The 19458-nt window shown below is 74.1% G+C and carries 21 protein-coding genes; 15 read left to right on the forward strand and 6 right to left on the reverse strand.

From position 1 onward, the window contains the following. Positions 1-13: 13 nt before the first annotated feature. The 5 genes from DFQ13_RS16980 to DFQ13_RS17000 all read left to right on the forward strand — a co-directional run bounded on the left by DFQ13_RS16980 (position 14) and on the right by DFQ13_RS17000 (position 4614). Positions 14-1411: a sensor histidine kinase gene (locus tag DFQ13_RS16980; protein WP_110080457.1), complete on the forward strand. Its 1398-nt coding sequence runs from the start codon at positions 14-16 to the stop codon at positions 1409-1411. Continuing rightward, positions 1408-2370 carry a TAXI family TRAP transporter solute-binding subunit gene (locus DFQ13_RS16985; protein WP_110080458.1) on the forward strand — a complete coding sequence of 321 codons (963 nt, stop codon included), beginning with the start codon at positions 1408-1410 and terminating at the stop codon, positions 2368-2370. Before DFQ13_RS16980 ends, DFQ13_RS16985 begins: the two co-directional genes overlap by 4 nt. A gap of 111 nt (positions 2371-2481) precedes the next feature. Next, positions 2482-3366 (forward strand): alpha/beta fold hydrolase, encoded by an 885-nt coding sequence (locus DFQ13_RS16990; RefSeq protein ID WP_110080459.1) that lies wholly within the window; start codon positions 2482-2484, stop codon positions 3364-3366. A 592-nt stretch (positions 3367-3958) separates the two neighbouring features. Then, positions 3959-4303: a MerR family transcriptional regulator gene (locus DFQ13_RS16995; RefSeq protein WP_035278266.1), complete on the forward strand. Its 345-nt coding sequence runs from the start codon at positions 3959-3961 to the stop codon at positions 4301-4303. Between the two features lie 128 nt (positions 4304-4431). After that, positions 4432-4614, forward strand: a complete 183-nt coding sequence (locus DFQ13_RS17000) for a hypothetical protein (RefSeq protein WP_110080460.1) — start codon at positions 4432-4434, stop codon at positions 4612-4614. A gap of 51 nt (positions 4615-4665) precedes the next feature. On the opposite strand, the gene DFQ13_RS17005 is transcribed toward DFQ13_RS17000, so the two are convergent. Beyond that, positions 4666-5274, reverse strand: a complete 609-nt coding sequence (locus tag DFQ13_RS17005) for an HSP18 transcriptional regulator (RefSeq protein WP_110080461.1) — start codon at positions 5272-5274, stop codon at positions 4666-4668. A gap of 342 nt (positions 5275-5616) precedes the next feature. On the opposite strand from DFQ13_RS17005, the gene DFQ13_RS17010 reads away from it, so the two are divergent. Beyond that, entirely contained in the window at positions 5617-7713 is a 2097-nt protein-coding gene (locus tag DFQ13_RS17010) for a catalase (RefSeq protein ID WP_110080462.1), read from the forward strand. A gap of 263 nt (positions 7714-7976) precedes the next feature. On the opposite strand, the gene DFQ13_RS17015 is transcribed toward DFQ13_RS17010, so the two are convergent. From DFQ13_RS17015 to DFQ13_RS17030, 4 genes are all read right to left on the reverse strand, one after another. Beyond that, a complete protein-coding gene (locus tag DFQ13_RS17015; protein WP_181400011.1) occupies positions 7977-8390 on the reverse strand; it encodes a hypothetical protein in 414 nt (137 codons plus the stop codon). Between the two features lie 4 nt (positions 8391-8394). Beyond that, the gene (locus DFQ13_RS17020; protein ID WP_110080463.1) at positions 8395-8700 is read right to left on the reverse strand and encodes a GNAT family N-acetyltransferase; all 306 of its coding nucleotides are present in this window, start codon (positions 8698-8700) and stop codon (positions 8395-8397) included. Beyond that, positions 8693-8887 carry an MFS transporter gene (locus DFQ13_RS17025; protein WP_219994475.1) on the reverse strand — a complete coding sequence of 65 codons (195 nt, stop codon included), beginning with the start codon at positions 8885-8887 and terminating at the stop codon, positions 8693-8695. Before DFQ13_RS17025 ends, DFQ13_RS17020 begins: the two co-directional genes overlap by 8 nt. Positions 8888-9151: 264 nt before the next feature. Beyond that, complete coding sequence (locus DFQ13_RS17030; RefSeq protein WP_110080464.1) at positions 9152-10039, reverse strand: helix-turn-helix domain-containing protein; 888 nt, start codon at positions 10037-10039, stop codon at positions 9152-9154. A gap of 157 nt (positions 10040-10196) precedes the next feature. Between DFQ13_RS17030 and DFQ13_RS17035 the strand changes: the two genes are divergently transcribed. Next, entirely contained in the window at positions 10197-10820 is a 624-nt protein-coding gene (locus DFQ13_RS17035) for a short chain dehydrogenase (protein ID WP_110080465.1), read from the forward strand. Between the two features lie 123 nt (positions 10821-10943). Further along, complete coding sequence (locus tag DFQ13_RS17040; RefSeq protein WP_110080466.1) at positions 10944-11684, forward strand: dienelactone hydrolase family protein; 741 nt, start codon at positions 10944-10946, stop codon at positions 11682-11684. A 17-nt stretch (positions 11685-11701) separates the two neighbouring features. Here the strand turns inward: DFQ13_RS17040 and DFQ13_RS17045 are convergent, their stop codons facing one another. Further along, a complete protein-coding gene (locus tag DFQ13_RS17045; protein ID WP_233438446.1) occupies positions 11702-12601 on the reverse strand; it encodes a dienelactone hydrolase family protein in 900 nt (299 codons plus the stop codon). A gap of 183 nt (positions 12602-12784) precedes the next feature. On the opposite strand from DFQ13_RS17045, the gene DFQ13_RS17050 reads away from it, so the two are divergent. From DFQ13_RS17050 to DFQ13_RS17080, 7 genes are all read left to right on the forward strand, one after another. Continuing rightward, the gene (locus DFQ13_RS17050; protein ID WP_110080468.1) at positions 12785-15010 is read left to right on the forward strand and encodes a helix-turn-helix domain-containing protein; all 2226 of its coding nucleotides are present in this window, start codon (positions 12785-12787) and stop codon (positions 15008-15010) included. Between the two features lie 81 nt (positions 15011-15091). Beyond that, positions 15092-16228, forward strand: coding sequence for a WXG100 family type VII secretion target (locus DFQ13_RS17055; protein ID WP_181400012.1), 1137 nt, complete (start codon positions 15092-15094; stop codon positions 16226-16228). After that, positions 16218-16562, forward strand: a complete 345-nt coding sequence (locus DFQ13_RS17060; protein ID WP_035278284.1) for a hypothetical protein — start codon at positions 16218-16220, stop codon at positions 16560-16562. Before DFQ13_RS17055 ends, DFQ13_RS17060 begins: the two co-directional genes overlap by 11 nt. Further along, the gene (locus tag DFQ13_RS17065) at positions 16559-17305 is read left to right on the forward strand and encodes an ESX secretion-associated protein EspG (RefSeq protein WP_181400013.1); all 747 of its coding nucleotides are present in this window, start codon (positions 16559-16561) and stop codon (positions 17303-17305) included. The genes DFQ13_RS17060 and DFQ13_RS17065 overlap by 4 nt, the downstream gene beginning before the upstream one ends. Further along, positions 17295-17696, forward strand: a complete 402-nt coding sequence (locus DFQ13_RS17070; protein WP_110080470.1) for a YbaB/EbfC family nucleoid-associated protein — start codon at positions 17295-17297, stop codon at positions 17694-17696. Before DFQ13_RS17065 ends, DFQ13_RS17070 begins: the two co-directional genes overlap by 11 nt. Further along, positions 17693-18010, forward strand: coding sequence for a type VII secretion target (locus tag DFQ13_RS17075; protein WP_110080471.1), 318 nt, complete (start codon positions 17693-17695; stop codon positions 18008-18010). Before DFQ13_RS17070 ends, DFQ13_RS17075 begins: the two co-directional genes overlap by 4 nt. After that, a complete protein-coding gene (locus DFQ13_RS17080; protein WP_110080472.1) occupies positions 18010-19431 on the forward strand; it encodes a WXG100 family type VII secretion target in 1422 nt (473 codons plus the stop codon). The genes DFQ13_RS17075 and DFQ13_RS17080 overlap by 1 nt, the downstream gene beginning before the upstream one ends. The last annotated feature ends 27 nt before the right edge of the window (positions 19432-19458 follow it).

Genomic DNA, 19458 nt, shown 5'->3' on the forward strand with positions numbered 1-19458 from the left:
TGGCTGACGGCTGATGCGGCGGCGACTGCTGCTGGTGCTGCTGGCGTTCTCGGTGCTCGCGGTGGCCGGGTTCGCGGTGCCGCTGCTGGGCAGCACCGCGGCGAACCGGACCGGCGAGTTCGCCCGCTCCCGGACCGCGGACCTGGCCCGCTTCGCCACCCTCGCCCAGCAGGCCGTCGTCGAGGGGTCGACGGACGTGCTGCGCGCGGCGGAGGCGGAGGACCGGCTCCGCGCGGAGGTGCTCGCGCACACCGCGGTGTTCGGTGACGGTGTGGTGGTGGTCGACGCCCGCAGGCAGGTGGTCGTGGAGGCGGGGATGGGTGCGACCGAGCCGGGGGTGGTGGCCGCGGTGGACGCCGCGCTGCGCAACCAGCCCCGGCCCGCGCCGGACGACCTGCGGCCGTGGTCGGGCGGGGACCTGCTGTTCGGCCAGGCCGTCGGCACCGGCAACCGGGTCTCCGGTGCGGTGGTGCTGCGCTCGTCGGTGGGTCCGGCGGTCGCGGACATCACCGCGCGGTGGGCGGTGGTGCTCGGGGCCGCGCTGGCGGCGGCGGCCGCGTGCGCGCTGCTGGCGGTGCGGCTGGCGCGCTGGGTGCTGCGACCGGTGGCGCAGCTCGCCGACGGCGTGCACGCGGTCACCGCGGGCCGGGAGCGCGCGCACGTCGACGTCGTGGCGGGCCCACCGGAGCTGCGCGGGCTGGCGGAGGGGTTCAACCGGATGTCCGACGCGCTGGCCGAGTCCGCCGCCCGGCAGCGCGCCCTGGTCGCCGACACCTCCCACCAGCTCCGCAACCCGATGACCGCGCTGCGGCTGCGCCTGGACGCGCTCACCGACACCGACCCGGGTGGCGCGCACGCGTCGGTGGTGGCCGAGGTGGACCGGCTCCAGGCCCTGCTGGACGGGCTGCTCGCGCTCGCCTCGGCGGACAGCGCCGCCACCGACCTCGCCGCGGCGGCCACCGACGCCCGCTGCGACGCCGCCCTGGTGTTCGCCGACCGCCTGGAGGCCTGGCACGCCGCGGCGGCCGACGCGGGGATCACCCTCGCCGGGCCCGCCGGGCCGGTCGCGGCGCTGCCGGTCCGCTGCGCGGAATCCGAACTGGCGCAGGTGCTCGACGTGCTGCTGGACAACGGGATCAAGTACGCGGGCGCGGGTGCGGCGGTCCGCTGGACGGGCTCGGTGGACGCGGACCGGGTCCGGCTGCGGGTCGCCGACGACGGCCCCGGGGTGGCCGGGGCCGACCTGCCCAGGCTCACCGACCGCTTCTGGCGCTCGGGTTCCGGCTCCGGGTCCGGCCTGGGCCTGGCCATCGCCGAGCGCCTGGTGACCGCCCGCGGCGGCCGGATGACCATCCACCCTGGACACCCCGGTCTCGTGGTGCTGCTCGACCTCCCGGCGGTGACCGGGTGAACCGGCGTTCGGCCCTGCGGCTGGGCCTGGCCGCCCTGGGGCTCGGCGCGGTCGGCGCGGGCGCGGCCGGGCTCACCGGTCGCGCGGTGGGCGGCCACCGCGGTCCGGCCCGGTCGCTCGTGGTCGCCGCGGGTGAGCCCGGCGGCTTCTACGTGGAGTTCGCCTCGCTGCTGGCCGCCCGGCTCGACGCCGACCTCGGCGCGTCCGTGCGGCCGACCGACGGCTCCCGGAGCAACCTCGAACTCGTCCACGACCGCCGCGCCGACCTGGGCCTGGTCCTCGCCGACAGCGCGGCCACGGCGACCGGGGGAGGGCCGCCGTTCCCCGCGCCCCTGCCGCTGCGCGCGATCGGCCGGGTGTACGAGAACTACATGCAGCTCGTGGTGGCCGAGGAGGACCCGGCCGGGGCGGTGGCGGACCTGGCCGGTCGGCGGATCTCCCTGGGCGCCCCCGGTTCCGGCGCCGCCCTGTTCGGCGAGCGGCTGCTCGCCGCGAGCGGCGTCACCGCCGCGGTCGACCACCGCTCGCTCACCGAGGCCGCCGCCGACCTCGCCGCGGGCAGGCTGGACGCCCTGCTGTGGTCCGGTGGCGTGCCCACCCCGGCCCTGGTCGCCCTCGCCGCCGCCCGCCCGATCCGGCTGCTCGACCTGACCGCCGCGCTGGCACCGCTGCGCTTGGCGCACGGGCCGGTGTACCAGCGGGTGGTGGTGCCGCCGGGCACCTACGGCCACCGCGCCGCCGTCGCCACCATCGGCGTCGCGAACCTCCTGCTCACCTCCCCGGCCCTGCCCGACGACGTGGCCGCGGCGGTCGCCCGGGTCCTGGTGCGCGCCGCCCCGGACCTCATCCCGCCGTCGGCGGTCGGCACGCAGTACCTCGACCTGCGCTCGCTCATCACCACCGCCCCCGTCCCCCTGCACCCGGGCGCGGCGGCGGCCTACCGCGACCTGCACGGCTGAGCGGGCCGGGACGGCGACCACCCGGCTCCGGGCGCCGTCCCGCCGCCGCGGGCGCCACGCGTTCCACCGCGGCCCTGGCCCCGCGCTGACCGGTGGGCCACACTCGGCGGTGTGTTCGACGGGTTCGCGCTGGAGCGCATCGATGTCGGCGGGGTCGTGTTGCGCGTGCGGCACGGCGGCCACGGGCCGCCCGTGGTGCTGCTGCACGGGCACCCCCGCACCCACACGACCTGGCACCGCGTAGCCCCGCTGCTCGCCGAGCGGCACACCGTCGTCTGCCCAGACCTGCGCGGCTACGGCGAGTCCGACAAGCCGCCGACCACCGCCGACCACGCGCCGTACAGCAAGCGCGCCATGGCGGCCGACGTGCGGGCGCTGATGTCGGTGCTGGGGCACGAGCGGTTCGCGGTCGTCGGCCACGACCGGGGGTCGTACGTGGCGTTCCGGCTCGCCATGGACCACCCGGCGGCCGTCACGGCCCTGGCCGTCCTCGACAGCGTCCCCATCGGGGAGGCCCTGGCCCGCTGCGACGCGAAGTTCGCCCACGACTGGTACCACTGGTTCTTCTTCGCCCAGCCGGAAATCCCGGAGCGGGCGATCCTGGCCGACCCCGACCGCTGGTACGGCGTCGGCGACCGGGCGACCCCGGAGGCGCTGGGGGCGGAGAACTTCGCCGACTTCCGCCGCGCCGTCCACGACCCCGCCACGGTCCGGGCGATGCTGGAGGACTACCGCGCGGGCCTGGGCGTCGACCGCGCCGCCGACGACGCCGACCGGGCGGTGGGTCGCGTCGTCGCCTGCCCGGTGCTGGTCGCCTGGTCCACCCGCGACGACATGGTCGACCTCTACGGCGACGTGGTGCGGGTGTGGCGGCCGTGGGCGCCGGACGTGCGCGGGGTGGGCATCGAGTCCGGGCACCACGTGGCGGAGGAGGCGCCCGAGCAGTTGGCCCGCGCCCTGCTGGGCTTCCTGGGCCCGGACCACTCCGACGGGTGACCTGGGTCGGGCGTCATGCCTGGTCAGCGTGCATCTGCCGGTCGTGCCACAAAATCTGTGCTGGCTGAGGTAGACATTGCTGGCGGTCCGGTGTAGTGTTCTTCTCGTAGCCAGAGAGACAAGGTCTGACCGGCACGGGAGATGACGGAACTGCCCGTGAAGTGAGACAAGCAGTGCAGAAGTGGGAACACCGGAAGTCGCAATATCGACAGTTGCAGTGCGAAAGTGCAGTTGAACACCGCAAGATGCAGTATCGAAGTTGCAATACCAGGCAGTTGTAGTACCGCAGTTTCAGTAATGCTGGTGAAAGTGCAGTTGCAGTACCGGCAAGTGATGTCCAGGTAATGTGAGAGAAAGGAAGGGTGGCATCATTGGATCGCCCGCGACGGTTGTCCCACGCCGTGCGGGTACCGCAGTCCCATCAGATTGGCAGGTGGTTCTCGGTTATCAACAAGCGATCCCCGGAAACGCCGTCCTCTGGACGGGCACGGGTACTTCAGTCCGGTTGCGAGACCGGTTGTCAATGGTGAAACCTGATTCCTTGCGGGCCCCGGCGCACAGCGCCGGGGCCCTTTACCCGTGCGGAGGCTCGATGATCCCAGACCAGCGAGACTCGGCCGCCCCCGGTGCGGCCGACAGGTTCGACGACGAGCACTACCCCGCCTACACCATGGGCCGGGCGGCGGAGATGATCGGGGCGACCCCCGGTTTCCTGCGCAGCCTGGGCGAGGCGGGCCTGATCGAACCGCAGCGGTCCACCGGCGGCCACCGGCGGTTCTCCCGGCACCAACTGCGGGTGGCGGCCCGCGTCCGGGAACTCGTCGACCAGGGCACCGGCCTCGACGCCGCCTGCCGCATCATCGCACTGGAAGACCAGTTGCACGAGGCGCAGCGCCTCAACGAAACCCTGCGCGAACAGCGCCCCGAGTCCCCCTGAAAGCCGCAGGTGGCGGTATTCACGAAGCTGTGGATTCCGCCACCTGACATCGGAGCGCGGGAACATGTGATCCTGCCGATTCCGCGCAAGCCTGGTCTGCGCGGGGTGGCGGTGTCAAAATACCCGGCGTGCTCAGGAAACGCCCCTCGCCCCGGGAGATCGCCCGCGATCAGTTGTGCGCCCTCTACGAGGAGATCGGATACGACTCGCCGGTCGAGCAGCGCTTGGGCCTGGGTCTGCTCGCAGCCCTCGTTGACCTCACCGATCGGTTGGAAATCATCGGCACACCGATCGAAGACTCCCCCCGCTGAGCACCGCCACCGAATTCGCCGCACCTCCCGAATGCGTGGCGTTCCTCGGTGTCAGGGCCGCGTGCCGCCGCGTCGTGCCGCGGCGGCCTCCCGGCGCAGCCGCGCGGTCTGCTCGGTGATCGAGTCCAGCCGGTCGGTCAGCTCCGGGTGGTCCCCGAGGTGCGTGCGGGCATCGCTGAGCGGGGCCAGCAGCCGCTCCGGGTCGTTGTCCCCCAGGGCCGTGCCGAGGCGGTCGGCGTGCTCCCTGGCGGTGCCGCCCAGGTCGTCGAGGCCGTGGATGTGCGCGGCCAGCGCGCGCAGCACCCCGGCGTTGTCCTGCGCCCACCGCGACACCGCCCGGTCGCCCGCCCGCTGGTCCCGGCGGGCGTGGACCCGCTGCTCACCGGTGGTCTCCTCGCCCTCGGTCGGCTGCAACCGCAGGTAGCGCCGCTCGGCGGCCTGCCTGCTGGTCACGCCCAGCGCGGGCGCCAGCTCCGCCCAGCTCGTCCCCGCCGCCCGCGCGGCCCCGATCAGCTCGGGCTCCCACCCGGCCATCCGCTCGCGCAGGTTCCGCAGCGCGGTCAACGCCCCCAGCAGCGACTCGGCGTCGGCCGTGCCCGCCCTGGCGTCGTCGAGGTCGCGCAGCAGCGCCCGGAGCACCGCGTCCGCACCCTGTGCCATGTTCGTCATCCTTTCGATGACTCTTCTGTTGTCGTCACGATGACGACAGTGTAAGTGGTGTGGTGCGGCTCGCCAACCCGCGTGGCACCGTCCCGACCGGGTGACCCCCGAGCGGTCCCGATGGCGCCGTTTGCCGTACTCGATCACGGGTACCCGGCAGGCACGGAACGTCGGGCCGACAGGCAGGCGCCCCGAGGACGTCCCACCGCCAGCCCACGACCTTCCGCGCCCGCACCGACCGCAATCCCGGGTGGTGCCGCCGGTCCGCCCGGGGAGCACGAACCCCCGACGGCCACGGGGCCACCCGCATCCCGAACCGAACACCGATGTTGGAGTGCAACTGTGCCCCCGAAGCGCCAGCGTGACCAAGCGGCTCCCAAGCCCACCAGCCCCACCGGGAAGACCGAACTCCTCGGCACGATCGGCGAGGACAACCGCGCCCAGGCGGGGGAATTCCTCACCACCGCGCAGGGCGTGCGGCTCCCGGACACCGACCACTCGTTGAAGGCCGGGCGCCGCGGACCCACCCTGCTGGAGGACTTCCACCTGCGGGAGAAGATCACCCACTTCGACCACGAGCGCATCCCGGAGCGGGTCGTGCACGCCCGCGGCGCCGCCGCGCACGGCACGTTCGTCGCCAACGGGCGGGCCGCGTCGGTCACCAAGGCCCCGTTCCTGGCGGAGAAGGGCCGCGAGACCCCGGTCTTCACCCGGTTCTCCACGGTCCTGGGGTCGCGCGGCTCGGCCGACACGGTGCGCGACACGCGCGGGTTCGCGGTGAAGTTCTACACCGCCGAGGGCAACGTCGACCTGGTCGGCAACAACATCCCGGTGTTCTTCATCCAGGACGGCATCAAGTTCCCCGACATCATCCACGCCGGGAAGCCGCACCCGGACCGGGAGATCCCGCAGGCGCAGACCGCGCACGACACCTTCTGGGACTTCGTCACCCTGCACACCGAGGCCACCCACCACGTGCTGTGGGCGATGTCGGACCGCGCCATCCCGCGCTCCTACCGGACCATGGAGGGCTTCGGCGTCCACACCTTCCGCCTGGTCAACGCCGACGGCGAGACCGCGCTGGTGAAGTTCCACTGGAAGCCGGTCGCCGGGGTGCACTCGCTGGTGTGGGAGGAGGCGCAGATCACCGCGGGCGCCGACCCCGACTTCCACCGCCGCGACATGGCCGACGGCATCGAGGCCGGGGCGCCGCTGGAGTACGACCTGGGCATCCAGGTCATGCCCGACACCGAGGACGAGACCTTCGAGGGCATCGATCTGCTCGACCCCACCAAGATCGTCCCGGAGGAGCTGGCGCCGGTCCAGATCATCGGGCGGCTGACCCTCGACCGCAACCCCACCAACTACTTCGCCGAGACCGAGCAGGTCGCCTTCCACACCGGCAACCTCGTCCCCGGCATCGACGTCACGAACGACCCGCTGATGCAGGCGCGGCTGTTCTCCTACCTGGACACGCAGCTCACCCGCCTCGGCGGACCGAACTTCACCCAGCTCCCGGTCAACCGCCCGCACGCCCCGGTCAACGACATGCTGCGCGACGGCATGCACCAGACCGCGATCCACCAGGGCCAGGCCCCCTACCTGCCCAACAGCGTCGACCAGGGCCTGCCGCGCGTGGCGGCGGAGGAGGAGGGCGCCTACGTCCACCGCCCCCGCCACATCGAGGGCGAGGCGGTCCGCGCCAACCCGGTGTCGTTCGACGACCACTTCTCCCAGGCCACCCTGTTCTACCGGAGCCTGTCGAAGGTCGAGCAGGTCCACGTCGTCGAGGCGTTCACCTTCGAGCTGGGCAAGTGCTACGAGCAGGCGATCAAGGAACGCGCCCTCTCCGTGCTGGCCAACGTCGACGAGGACCTGTGCGTCGCGGTCGCCGCGGGCCTCGGCCTGCCCGCCCCGAAGGGCAAGCCCGCCGCCGAGGTCGTGCCCTCCCCGGCCCTGTCGCAGATCCCGCCCGGCCCGGGCCCGATCACCGGTCGGGTCATCGGCATCTTCGCCGGACCCGGCGCCGACCTGGGCGGTGTCGAGAAGCTGGCCAACGCCATCGAGGCCGCAGGTGCCATCGCCAGGGTGATCGCCCCCACCGGCGGCGTCATCGCCAAGGGCAAGACCACCCGGATCGTCGAGCGCACCCTGCTCACCACCCGCTCCGTCGAGTTCGACGCGGTGGTGGTCGCCGCGGGCCTGGGCGCCTTCCGCGACATCAAGCTCACCATCCTGCTCCAGGAAGCCTTCCGCCACTGCAAGACCATCGCCGCCTGGGGCGACGGCGACCAGGTGCTGACCGCGGCGGGCATCGACACCACCGCACCCGGCATCGTGCTCGGGGACAAGCCGGTGAAGACGTTCACCGCGGACCTGATCAAGTCGGTGGGCCTGCACCGCGTGTGGGAGCGCGCCGAACTGGTGATGTCCTCCTGAGACCACCGGTGCTCGCCCGGACCCCCGGATCGGGCGAGCACCGGTGCGTCCCACCCCTTGCCCGCGACGGCGGGTTCGTCACCCGCCCACACGCCCTTCATCGCGCTCAGCACGGCGACCGCCGTCATCCCCACCGTGGCCACCACACCCTCGCGAAGGGAGTCGATGACGCGGTGGTCGGCGTCGAGCACAGGTCGTGTAAGGCGGGGTGCATGTTGCCGTTGAGCGGGCCCCGGCCTCGCCCAGGACGGGTCCGCCACCGGTCACGATGACCTCGGAGTGGGCAGGTCCGTTGTGGACACCGTGGGCCGCGAGCACGTCCTCCGCGTAGGCGATGAGCGGATCGCACACCGGGTCGTCGGGGGCGAGCAGCACGTCCCGGTCGTGGATCGGCCTGCCGTCGGGCAGTAGGTGCTTGTCGTGGCGCCGTGGGCGCGGCCGTCGACGCTCACGGTGTCCACGATGTACTCGGTGCCCGCGAGGTGGCTCTGCACCAGCACCTCGCGGACTTGGTCCGCGGCGGCCGGGCCTGCCGCGCGGACGGTGTCGACCATCTTGTGCTTGTCGCGCTGCGCAAGCGATTGCGCGGACCCGTCGGTGCGCAGCCCCAGCGCCTCGCTCATCCGGTCGGTCGGCGTGCCCCTCGTCCCCCGGGTGACCGGCGCGGAGCCGGTCACGGCGTCAGTCGCTGACCGAACTCCGGTTCTGGTAGGCCAGCTCCAGGTACTCCGGGTGCCGCCGCATCCACCCGGCGATGAACGGGCACGTCGCCAGCACCGCCGCCCCGCGCCCCCTGGCGTCGTCGAGCGCGGCCCGCGCCAACGCGCTGCCCACCCCCCGCCCCTCGAAGGCGGTGTCGACCTCGGTGTGCGGGAACACGACCAACCCCTCGCCGCGGATGTACTCCGCGAACCCGGCCACCCGCCCGTCCACCACGGCCTCGAACCGCCTCGACTCCACCACGTCCCGAACCTCTACATCAGCCATCCCGCGAACATACCCCGACCCGGACCGCCACCGCGGTCAGGGCGTTGGCCAGCGCGAAACCGGTCAGACCGGCGACCAGCACCCCGCGCCTGCCGACCCGGTCGGCCACGGCACCGCCCAGCGGCGCGCCGACCAGGTAGGCCAGTGAGAACGCGGTCACCGACATCCCCACCACCCCGGTCGACACGCCGTACTCCACCGCGATCGCGGGCAGCAGGGGGACACCACGAACAGGTCCGTCCCGATCACGAGCAGCGTCACGAACGCGACGGCGAGCGCGCCCACTCCGCCGCGACCGCCGAACTCGTCGACCGGATCGGCCCACGATCCCGCGACCGGCTCTCCGCCCTGCTGCGCGACCTGTTCCTCACCATCGACCCCGCCCCGCGCGCCGCCTCCGCCGAACCGGCAACGGCCGCCGGTCACGGGTGACCGTCTCGACGGGCGGTCGTCAACACCCACCCGCGAGCAGCGCCACCGCCTGCTGACCACCTTGTCCTTGCGTGTTCTCGGCCAGCAGGGCCAGTGCCGCCGCGGATGGGGAGCGCGGGTCCGCGCTGAACACGACCAGCCGCTGGCCGTCGTCGTCCGGCAGGGTCAGGAGTTCGTCGGACAGGGTCAGGTCGCCGACGACCGGGTGGTGGTACTCGCGGTTGTGGGAGGTGCAGCGCCGGACGGGGTGCTCGGACCACAGTGTGCGGAACTCGGTGCTCCTCCCCAGGAGTTCGCCCACGAGTTCGGCGAGGCTGCTGTCACCGGGGTGCGCGCCCAGTGCCAGCCGGACGTCCGCCACGGTGTCCTTCGCCTTCTCCGGCCAGTCGGAGAACAGCTCGCGGGTGCGCGGGTCGAGGAAGAACAACCTCGTCCAATTGGGACGGTTGTCGACGCGTTCCGGTGCTTCGCGGGGGAGGTGTCCGGCGAGGAGGGCGTGTGCGAGGCGGTTCCAGGTCAGCACGTCACCGGACCGGCCGAGCACGAGCGCCGGGAGGTGGCCGAGGGAATCGACCAGCAGTCGCACGCTGTCGCGCACGTGCTCGGGTGCGGCGCGGATGGGCGACTTGCGCCCGGGGCGGGTCAGGCTGCGGAGGTGGGTCCGCTCGTCCGGGGCCAGCCGCAGTGCGCCCGCGAGTGAATCCAGGACCGAGTCGGACACGTTGGCGCCGTGACCCTGTTCCAACCTGGTGTAGTAGCCGACGCTGATGCCCGTCAGCCGGGCCACTTCCTCGCGCCGCAGGCCGGGGACCCGCCTGCGTTCGTACGCGGGGAGGCCGACGTCCTCGGGCCTGGTCCGGGCTCTCCTCGACCGCAGGAATCCGCCGAGTTCCGATCGCTGGTCCACGCTTCGATCATGCCCTCGCCCGCGGGACTTCGCCTGCACCTGCCAGGTGCACCCACGGCGGGACCACCCCTGACCGGGTCTGGGCAGCGCCTCCGCCGCACTGCGAAGGTGGTGGTCGTCGGGCGGGTGGTCCGACTCGTCGAGGAGGGGTGGGCGGATGCGGGTGGTGGTGATCGGTGCGTCGGGCACGATCGGTGCGGCGGTGGTCGAGGCGCTGGAACCCCGGCACGAGGTGGTGCGCGCGTCCCGGGAGAGCGGCGTCCCGGTGGACATCGGGGATTCCACTTCCGTCGACCGGATGTTCGACGTCGTCGGCGGGGTGGACGCGGTGGTGTGCGTGGCGGCGCACGCGCGCTCGGTGGCGCTCGGGGAGCTGACCGGTGATCACCTCGGGGAAGCGCTGCGGGGCAAGCTGATCGGTCAGGCGATGCTGGTGTCGCGGTCCATCGCGCACCTGCGGGACGGCGGTTCCATCACGCTGACCGCGGGTGACTTCGGTCGGCAGGCGCCGGGCAGTGCGGTCGGCGTGCTGGTGAACGAGGGGTTGCAGGGGTTCGTCCGCGCGGCCGCGCCGGACTTGCCGAGGGGCCTCCGCGTCAACGTGGTCAGCCCGGGCTGGGTGCGGGAGACCCAGGTCGCTCTGGGGATGGCCGAGCTGACGGGTGTGCCCGCGCGCGTCGTGGCCCGGTCCTACGTCGAGTGCGTGGAAGGCGGGTTCACCGGCCGGAACCTCTTCCCGGCGTCGAACCGCACGCCCCCCGCGCGCGGGGGGCGGCGCTGACGCCCGCGCGACAGTCCACTTGGATCGGTCCGCCGCGCTTCGGCGAGCGGGTGCGGTCCCGGCTGCGCCAGAATGGACCCGGCCCCCGGATGGGGGAGCCGATGCCCCCAGGGAGACAGCAGAATGCGACAGGACGTCCAGATCGACACCCCCGACGGCACCGCCGAGGCCACCCTGCACCTGCCCGAGGGCGACGGCCCCTGGCCCGGTGTGATCGTGTTCCCGGACGCCGGTGGCCCCCGGGAGACGTTCCGCGACATGGCCGACCGCCTCGCCGAGACCGGCTTCGCGGTCCTGCTGCCGGACGTGTACCACCGGGCGGGCCACTGGGAGCCGTTCGACATGGACACCGCCTTCAGCGACCCGGACGAGCGCGCCCGCCTCTTCGGCCTCATGGGTGAGCTGACCAACGAACGGATCATCGCCGACGCGGGCGCCTACGCCGACTTCCTGCTGGCCCGGCCGGAGGTCGTCGGCCCCGGGGTGGGCACCACCGGCTACTGCATGGGCGGCCGGATGTCGCTGCTGGCCGCCACCGCCCTCGGTGGGAAGGTCGCCGCCGCGGCCTCCTTCCACGGGGGTCGGCTCGCCGTCGAGGACGACCCCGACAGCCCGCACCTGGCCGCGGACGGCATCGAGGCCACCGTCTACGTCGCGGGTGCCGCCGACGACAGCTCCTTCACCGCCGACCAGGCCCAGTTGCTCGACAACGCCCTGACCATGGCCGACGTCGCGCACACCGTCGAGTTCTACCCCGCCCACCACGGTTTCGCCGTCCCCGACAACTCCACCCACGACGTCGACGCCGAGAACCGCCACTGGGAAGCCCTGGCCACGCTCTACTCGACCCTGCCGCGCGGCTGAGCCGTGCGGGGCGCGGCTCAGACCGGGCAGCGGAGTTCGAAGCTGACGAGGGTCGCGTCCGGGGCGGGCAGCGGGCAGAGGAACCGGGAGTAGCGGGTGTCCTCGTCCACGTAGCGCTTGAGCCAGGGGACGATGAACCGGGTGGCCGCGGCGGTGTAGCGGATGGGGGTGAAGTGGTCGCCCCTGAGCTTGACGTAGCCCTCGTCGGGCTTGTCGCGCAGGGAGGCGTACATCGGGTCGGCGTGGCGGGCGACGGGGGCGACGGTGTCGTTGTCGGTGCCGAGGACCAGGGTGGGGACGGTGACGGTGCTGAAGTCCGGGGAGGTGTTCCACGGCGTCAGGGGGATGGCGGCCTTCAGCGCCGGGTTCCTGCTCGCGGCGATGAGGGTGCCGCCGCCGCCCATGGAGTGGCCCATGACCGCGAGGCGGTTCGGGTCGACGCGGTCCTTGACCGGGGACCGCGCGGCCAGCCAGTCCAGGCCCGCCAGGAGTTGGGTGGCGCGGGCGTCGGGCTGGTCGAACAGGAAGTTGGTCTCCAGGGTCAGCACGACGAAGCCGTGCGAGGCCAGCGTGGAGCCGTACCAGGCCACGCTGAACTCCGGGCCGAAGAAGCCGGGGCTGACGACCACCGCGCCGTAGGTGCCGTGGGAGGTGTCGGTGGGGTAGTGGACGGTGCCCCGGTTGAACGCCCGGCCTGCCTCCGACGGCACCGTCCGCTGCGCGGTGGCGAACGGGCCCCGCTGCGCCTGGATCGACTGCTCGGTCGGGTCCGGCCCCTTGGCGAACGCGCTGGTGCCCGCCACGGCCACCGGCACCGCGGCCTGCCCGGCGAACGCCTGGGGGCCGAGGAAGGCCGACGCGCCCACGGCCAGTGCCGCGGTCAGCACCGTCGACCTCTTCACGATCTCACGACGCACTGGGGCTCCCGACGGCATCAGGTGTGGTTGTGGGGTGAACCGTAGGCACTGCGGGGGCGCGCGGGAAGGTGTGCGCCGGTTCTTCGCCGAAGGTGAGTGGGAACGACGGCCGATCGGCGCTTTCCCGCCCGAAAATCACCAACCCGGCCGGGGTGACTGTCCGCGCCGGCTAGGGTGCGACCCGTGACGAGCCAGTTCAGCGCGCTGCTCCGGCAGTTGCGGTTGCAGGCGGGGTTGACGCAGGAGGACCTGGCCCGGAACTCCGGTTTGTCGGTGCGGACCGTGCGCCGGTTGGAGACCGGTGAGCGGGCGAACCCGCAGGTGGGCACGGTGCGGTTGCTCGCAGACGCGCTGCGCCTCGAACCGGACCAGCGGGCCGGGATGCTGGCCGTCGCCGATGGTCGGGTGCCGGTGGGGGACGCCCCGCCGGAGCAGGTGCGGCCGTCCGAGCCGCCCGTGGTCGTGGGTTCCCCGCCGGAGTCGGCGTTCGAGCGCCTCCTGGCGGAGGCGGCCGACGACCTCGCGCACGCGGTCGGTGCGCGCCTGGGGCGGGAGGAGGAACTGCGGCGCATCCACGACCCGTTCCCGCTGCCGGTCCGCTGGCAGGCCGCACCCGAGGGCGTGATGGACCACTGGGAGAACATCCGCCGGGCCTCGCCAGGTGCCTCGGCCGGGCCGCTGGACCTGGCCGGGCGCCTGCCGGAGATCACCGAGGTGTACCGGCGCGTCCCGTCCGGGCGGCTGGTGGTGCTGGGTCGGGCGGGGTCGGGCAAGTCGGTGCTGGCCGCGCGGTTCGTCCTCGACGTGCTGGGCACCCGCGAGCGCGGGGAGGCCGTGCCGGTCGTGTTCGGTCTCGGGTCCTGGAACCCGACCACCACCGGTTTCCGCGACTGGCTCGCCGGGCAGCTCCTGCGCGACCACCCGGGGCTGGCTGCGGCCGGTCGCGACGAGGCCGACCTGGCGACCACGCTGGTCGAGGCCGGGCGCGTCCTGCCGGTGCTCGACGGGTTCGACGAACTCGCCGCTGGCCTGCACCGGGCCGCGCTCGACGCGCTCAACGCCACGACGCTGCCGCTGCTGGTGACCAGCCGCCCCGGTGAGTACGCGGCCGTGGCCGGGGCCGACGCGCTGACCGCCGCCGCGGCGGTCCGGCTGACCGACCTCACCGTGACCGACCTGATCGACTACCTGCCGCGCACCACGCGCAAGGACGGCGACGCGACCGCGTGGGACCCGGTCCTGGCCGAGCTGCGCGACCACCCCGGCCGCCCGGCCAGCGCGAACCTGCGCACCGTCCTGACCACCCCGCTGATGGTGGGCCTCGCCCGCGCCACCCACAGCGCCCCGGCCGGGCCCGACCCGTCGGTGCTGCTGGACACCGAGCGGTTCGGCAGCCAGCACGCGCTGGAGGACCACCTGCTCGGCAGCTTCATCCCCACGGTCTACCGCGACCCGGACACCCGGTGGGACCCGGAGCGGGTGCGCCACTGGCTCGGCCACCTCGCCCGGCACCTCGACCGGCTCGGCACCCACGACCTCGCCTGGTGGGAATTGGGCGCCGGCACCCGCCGCGGCCTGCGGATGGTGATCCTGGGCGCGCTGTCCGGCCTGGTCGTCGGGCTGGTCAGCGGGCTGTTGCTCTGGCTGGTCGGCTCGCCCGCTGCCGGGCGGGAGCCGGTGAACCCGCTGCTGATCGCGGTGGAGAACTGGGTCGGCTTCGGGTTGGCCTTCGCGCTCGGCCACGGCGTCGGGCTGGCGATCGAGGGCGGCCCGTTCGCGCCCGCGCGCATCCGGCTGCGCACCCGGGGCGGGTTCCGGCGGCTGCGGGCCCGGTTCGCGCCCAGGCTCCTGGCCGGGCTGGCGGGCGGTGTCGGCGCCGGGCTGGTCCTGGGGCTGGGGAACGCGGCCGGGCACAACCCGCTGGGCATCGTCGGGTCCGGGTTCCCCGGCGGCCTCGCGACCGGCCTGGGCATGGGGGCGCTGACCGGCCTCGGCTGGGGCCTGCTGGCCGGGCTGGAGGCGCCGATGGACATCAGGTCCGCGGTGGGCCCCACCGACCTGCTGCGCACCAACCGCAGGATGGTGGTGGCCGGGTTCCTCGGGTGGGGGCTCGTCCTCGGGGTCGCGCACGTGCTGATGGTCGCCCTCGCGGTCGGGCACCTCGACCCGGCCGCGCTGCCGTTCGACCTCATGATCGGTCCGCTGATCGGGCTCGCGATCAGCACCTGCGTCACCGCGTGGGGGCAGTGGCTGGTGTTCGCCAGGGTGTGGCTGCCGCTGACCGGGCGGCTGCCGTGGTCGGTGGCGGCCTTCCTCGACGACGCGTGCAGGCGCGGGGTGCTGCGCCAGGTCGGCGCGGTCCACCAGTTCCGGCACGCCCGCCTCCAAGCCCACCTGAGCAACACCTGACCTGCGGTTTCCCGCCTGCGGACATGGATGGCCGGTCGATGTCCTGGTGGGCGGGCCCGGGTTCGCGGCACCGTTGCGCCCGTGTTCGAAACTGTCGAGGACCTGGCGGGCGCGGTCACCTCGGTGCTGAGCCCGGGCGGACCGCTCGGGACGTTGGCCCGGACCCTGACCGACGCGCTGGACAGCGTGTGGGCGGAGTTCTTCGGGACCCCGGTCCCCCCGGGCGGCACCAACTGGAACGCCTACAGCCACGAGCAACTGCACCGGATGCTCTGGGAGGGCGCCGACGTCGGTGACGTCGGGGCGGTGGCCGCCGAGTGGGGGCGCCACGGCAGCGCGCTGACCGGGTTCGCCGACGCGCTGCGCCGCGAGGCGGACGCGCTGCGCGCCAACTGGCAGGGCCCGGCCGCCGGGCAGGCCGCCGACCGGCTCGCCGAGCTGTCGGACCGGGTGTGGAACGCGGGCGCCCGGGCGAGCACGGTCCAGAAGGCGGCCGACGACGCGGGCGCCGCGCTGGCCACCGCGCGCAACACCATGCCACCGCCGCCGCCCGACCCGATGACCCTGGTGACCAGCTCGGTCGGCGCCGGACCGCTGAACCCGCTGCACGCGGTGCTGATCGGCGGCGCCCGCATCTTCACCGCCGACGCCGTTGCCGGGGTCGCCAAGGCCCAGGCGGTGGGGGTCATGCGCAATTACGAGGCGAGCCTGAACCACAGCGGCACCCAGGTCGTGCCCGCGGGCTCCGGCGCCACCACGCCCAGGTCGTACGAGGTGAGCGGGGTGGCGGAGACGGGCGCGGAGGAGCCGGTGGGGTCCCCGGGCGCGACGAGCGCCGCGTCGGCCATCGGCGCCGGGTCGTCGGTGGGCCGGGGCGGCACCGGTGGCGTGCCGTGGTCCCGGCTGGTCGGCGGCACCCCGCCCGGCTCCGGTGCGGGCGGGCTGCCCGACCCGGGCCGGACGGCCGGTGTCGGCCCGGTGCAGGGCCTGCTGGCCGCCGAGCGCGCGGCGCCGGCCGACGCCGCCGCCAAGCGCGCGGCGGGCATGGGCGGCCTCATGGCCCCGCCCGTGGGCGCCCGGCCCGCCAACGGCGACCAGGAGAAGGACCACCGCACCCGCCTGCCGAACGTGGACACCGGGCTGTTCGCGCTGGACCAGCGCGCCAGTGGTCCCGTGATCGGCGGCGCCGCAGACAAGGAGCAGGACAGTGGTTTCTAGGAAGCCGACCCAACCCGGCATCGAGGTCCTGACCGACACGCTGATCGGGCAGGTCAGGTCGCTGGTCGACATCGGCGACCAGACCGGCGGGCTGGTGGCCTCGGCCGGGCGGCTGGCCGAGCGCAGGCCGCTGCTGGGCACCTCGCCGCCCGCGCTGCACCTGGCGGCGCGGCTGCGCGAGGCGGCCGGGCCCACCGGGCTGACCGGCGAGGTCAGCGCCGCCGACGGCGAACTGGCCGGCTACCACCGGGCACTGAACGACACCGTGGGCCGCTACCAGGACGACGAGCGGGAGATCGCCTGGCGGTTCACCAGCCGGGAGACGGACAGGTGAGCGCCGCGCCCGCGACCCGCGCGGCCGCCGGGGTGGACTTCGGGCTGGTGGAGCTGGACCTGCTCGCCACCCACGCCGGTGCGCGGTTCCCGTTCCCGCTGCGGGTGCCGGAGTTCGGCCGGATCGCCGGGGAGCGGGAGGTGCTGCTGGCCGCCGCGGGGGTGACCCTGCGCTCGCGCGGGCTGGCGGGCGAGCGCGGGCCGCTCGGCATCGCGGCCGAGGTGGTCACCGCGCTGCGCCGGTACCGGGGCACGGTCGACCTGGTGCTGGCGGGCCCGGATGGGGCGGTCGGCGTCGTCGGCGTGGTCTACCGGTCCTGGGCGCTGATCTGCGCCCAGCGGTTCACCGGCGACCCGGCGACGAACGGGGTGCGCGTCCGACGGGTCGCGCAGAACACCCTGGCCGAGGAGCTGCTGCGGCTCGTGCCCGAGGTGGAGGCCGCCGTGACCATGCCGATCACGGTCCCGCCGGACGGCTCCGACCCCGCCGCGCTCGACGAACTCGGCCTGCTGCTGCCCGAGCTGACCGGTGCGGGCCAGCTCGGCGCGAACCGCCGCGCACCGCTGCCCGCCACCGCCAGGGCAGGCACCGAACTGTCCTGGTTGGACGGACCACGCGGCCGGGTGCGGGTCGACCGCGCCGAGGACGGGTGGAGCAGCGTCAACTCGTTGCGGCACAGCGACCTGGGCCTCGCGCTCACCGCCTGTGCCACGATCGCCGGAAGGGAAGACGATGGGTCCTGAAGAGTGGCTCGCGCAGTACGACAAGCGCCTGACCGAGGTGGCCGCGCGCGCCGAGGAGGCCGACGCGCGCCTGCGCAGGGTCGGCGCCACGGCGGCCTCGCCGCGCGGTGAGGTCCGGGTGAGGGTCGGCGCAGGCGGCGTCCTGGAGGACCTCACCCTCACGCCCTCGGCCCGCACGCTCGAATCCGACGAGCTGGCGCGGCTGATCCTCGACACCACGCGCAAGGCCCGGCACGCGGCGAGCGCGCAGATCGCCCGGATCTCCGAGGAGTGCTTCGGCGAGGGCCCCGCGCTGGAGGTCATCAAGCAGCACCTGCCCGCGGGCGCGCGCCCGACCGGCGACCGCGACGACGACGACTACTTCGCCAACCCGCCGGAGATCACCCGATGACCGAGAACCCGATGACCCGGTTCGACGTCCACGCCGACCAGTTGCACGGGCACGCCCGCAGCGTCGACGACGTCGCCGACCGCCTCTCGGCCATCGGCGGCGGGCTGCCCAGCGGCCTGGCCGACCTCGCCCTCGGCCTGTTCGCCCAGTTCCTCGCCACCGGCCTGCAAGGCGCCATGACCCGGACCGCCAACACCATCACCAGCGCGTCGTCCTCGGCCGCCGAGGTGGGCGCCGGGATCACCCGCACCGCGGCCGACTACCAGCACACCGACGAGGACAACTCCTCCGCGCTGACCCGGGAGTACCCCTGATGCCCGACACCGACACCGCCCGGATGGTCACCGAACTCCAGGCGACCGACGCCGCCGTGCGCGCCAAGGGGTGGGTCGCCCCCGGCCTCGGCGTGCCGGGCGCCCCACTGGGCCTGCTGGAGACGGCGTTCAACCCGCTCGGCGGCCTCGCCGCGGCGGGCCTGGGCTGGTTCATGCCGCTCGTGTCGTTCCTCGGCGAGGGCCTGACCCAGCTCCAGGGCGGCAACGGCAGCTCGGTCTCCGCAGGCTCCCGGGACTTCGGCGACGCCGGGCAGAGCATCGGCGGGGTGGCCGAGGAGTACCGGCAGTCGGCCACCACCCAGACCGCGGGCTGGACCGGGGCGGCCGCCGACGAGTACCGGCAGGCCGCGAACCAGCACGCCGACGGCATCGCGGGCCTGGGCGAGGCGAGCACCGGGGTGGGCAGCGCGATCATCGGCGCGGGCCAGGTCGTGGCCCAGGCCATCGCCGAGGTCACCGAGCTGATCGCCGAGGCCGTCGCACAGATCGTCCCCATCCTGACCCAGGCCATCGCCAGGGCCGGGGAGACCTTCGGCCAGAGCGTCGTGGAGGCCATCCCGCCGTGCGTGGGGATCGCGGTGGAGTACGCGCTGCGCATCGCCGCGAAGCTGGCGGCGCTGGTGGCCAGCGGGGAGAACCTGATGAAGCTGGTGCAGGGCGGCATGGCCGTCGTGGAGCTGATCGAGCAGGCGCTGTCGGGCATCAGCGGGCAGAGCGTCAGCGCCGAGAACCAGGCGGCGGTCGGCGGCGGTCAGCAGGGGGGAAGCGGAGCCGCGAGCACCGCCGACGCCGTGGAGGAGGCAGCCGGGACCGGGAACACCGCGGGCAGCAACGCATCCGCGGCCCAGAAGTCTTCGCCCGGTGGCGGTGCGCCCTCGTTCGAGGGCGCGACCGCGCCGAGCGGGGCACCCGCGCCGGGTGGCCCGTTCGCCCCGATCGACGCGCCCGCGCCGAGCCGGGTGTCCATGCCGAGCGCCCTGGGCGCCTCGCCGGACTCCACCACCCGGCTGTCGGGCCTGGTCCCGCCGCCCCACAGCGGCGTCCCGGCGACCTCCGGCCCGGCAGCCCACGGCGGCGGGGTGTCCACTGGCGGAGCGGGGGTTCCCACCACTGCCCTCAGCGGTGGCGTTCCGCTGGGCGCCAACGGTTCGACCCCCGTTCCCGGTGCCAGGGTCGGCACCGGGCGCGACACCGGTACCGCCCGCCCGGAGAACAGGCAGCAGCCGGTGCGGACCCCCGGAGCCGGTGGTGGCACGCCGGGCGCCGCACCGATGGGTGCTGTGGGCGGGGCCAGGCCCGCCGGTGAGCCCGACAAGGAGCACCAGCGCAAGTACACCGTGGTCCAGGAGCACGAGGAGGCCCTGAGGGTCGCACCCCAGGTCATCACCGGGTCGGACTAGCGCACCGGACCGGGGGAGTCCTCCATG

The sequence above is a fragment of the Actinokineospora spheciospongiae genome (genome assembly GCF_003182415.1).
Taxonomy (GTDB): Bacteria; Actinomycetota; Actinomycetes; order Mycobacteriales; family Pseudonocardiaceae; genus Actinokineospora; species Actinokineospora spheciospongiae.

Bases quoted from the DNA above. Each gene is read 5' to 3' on its own strand.
- DFQ13_RS16980 (WP_110080457.1), top strand. From the start codon at position 14: ATGCGGCGGCGACTGCTGCTGGTGCTGCTGGCGTTCTCGGTGCTCGCG.
- DFQ13_RS16995 (WP_035278266.1), top strand. From the start codon at position 3,959: ATGATCCCAGACCAGCGAGACTCGGCCGCCCCCGGTGCGGCCGACAGG.
- DFQ13_RS17005 (WP_110080461.1), bottom strand. From the start codon at position 5,274: ATGGCACAGGGTGCGGACGCGGTGCTCCGGGCGCTGCTGCGCGACCTC.
- DFQ13_RS17020 (WP_110080463.1), bottom strand. From the start codon at position 8,700: ATGGCTGATGTAGAGGTTCGGGACGTGGTGGAGTCGAGGCGGTTCGAG.
- DFQ13_RS17035 (WP_110080465.1), top strand. From the start codon at position 10,197: ATGCGGGTGGTGGTGATCGGTGCGTCGGGCACGATCGGTGCGGCGGTG.
- DFQ13_RS17040 (WP_110080466.1), top strand. From the start codon at position 10,944: ATGCGACAGGACGTCCAGATCGACACCCCCGACGGCACCGCCGAGGCC.
- DFQ13_RS17070 (WP_110080470.1), top strand. From the start codon at position 17,295: ATGGGTCCTGAAGAGTGGCTCGCGCAGTACGACAAGCGCCTGACCGAG.
- DFQ13_RS17075 (WP_110080471.1), top strand. From the start codon at position 17,693: ATGACCGAGAACCCGATGACCCGGTTCGACGTCCACGCCGACCAGTTG.
- DFQ13_RS17080 (WP_110080472.1), top strand. From the start codon at position 18,010: ATGCCCGACACCGACACCGCCCGGATGGTCACCGAACTCCAGGCGACC.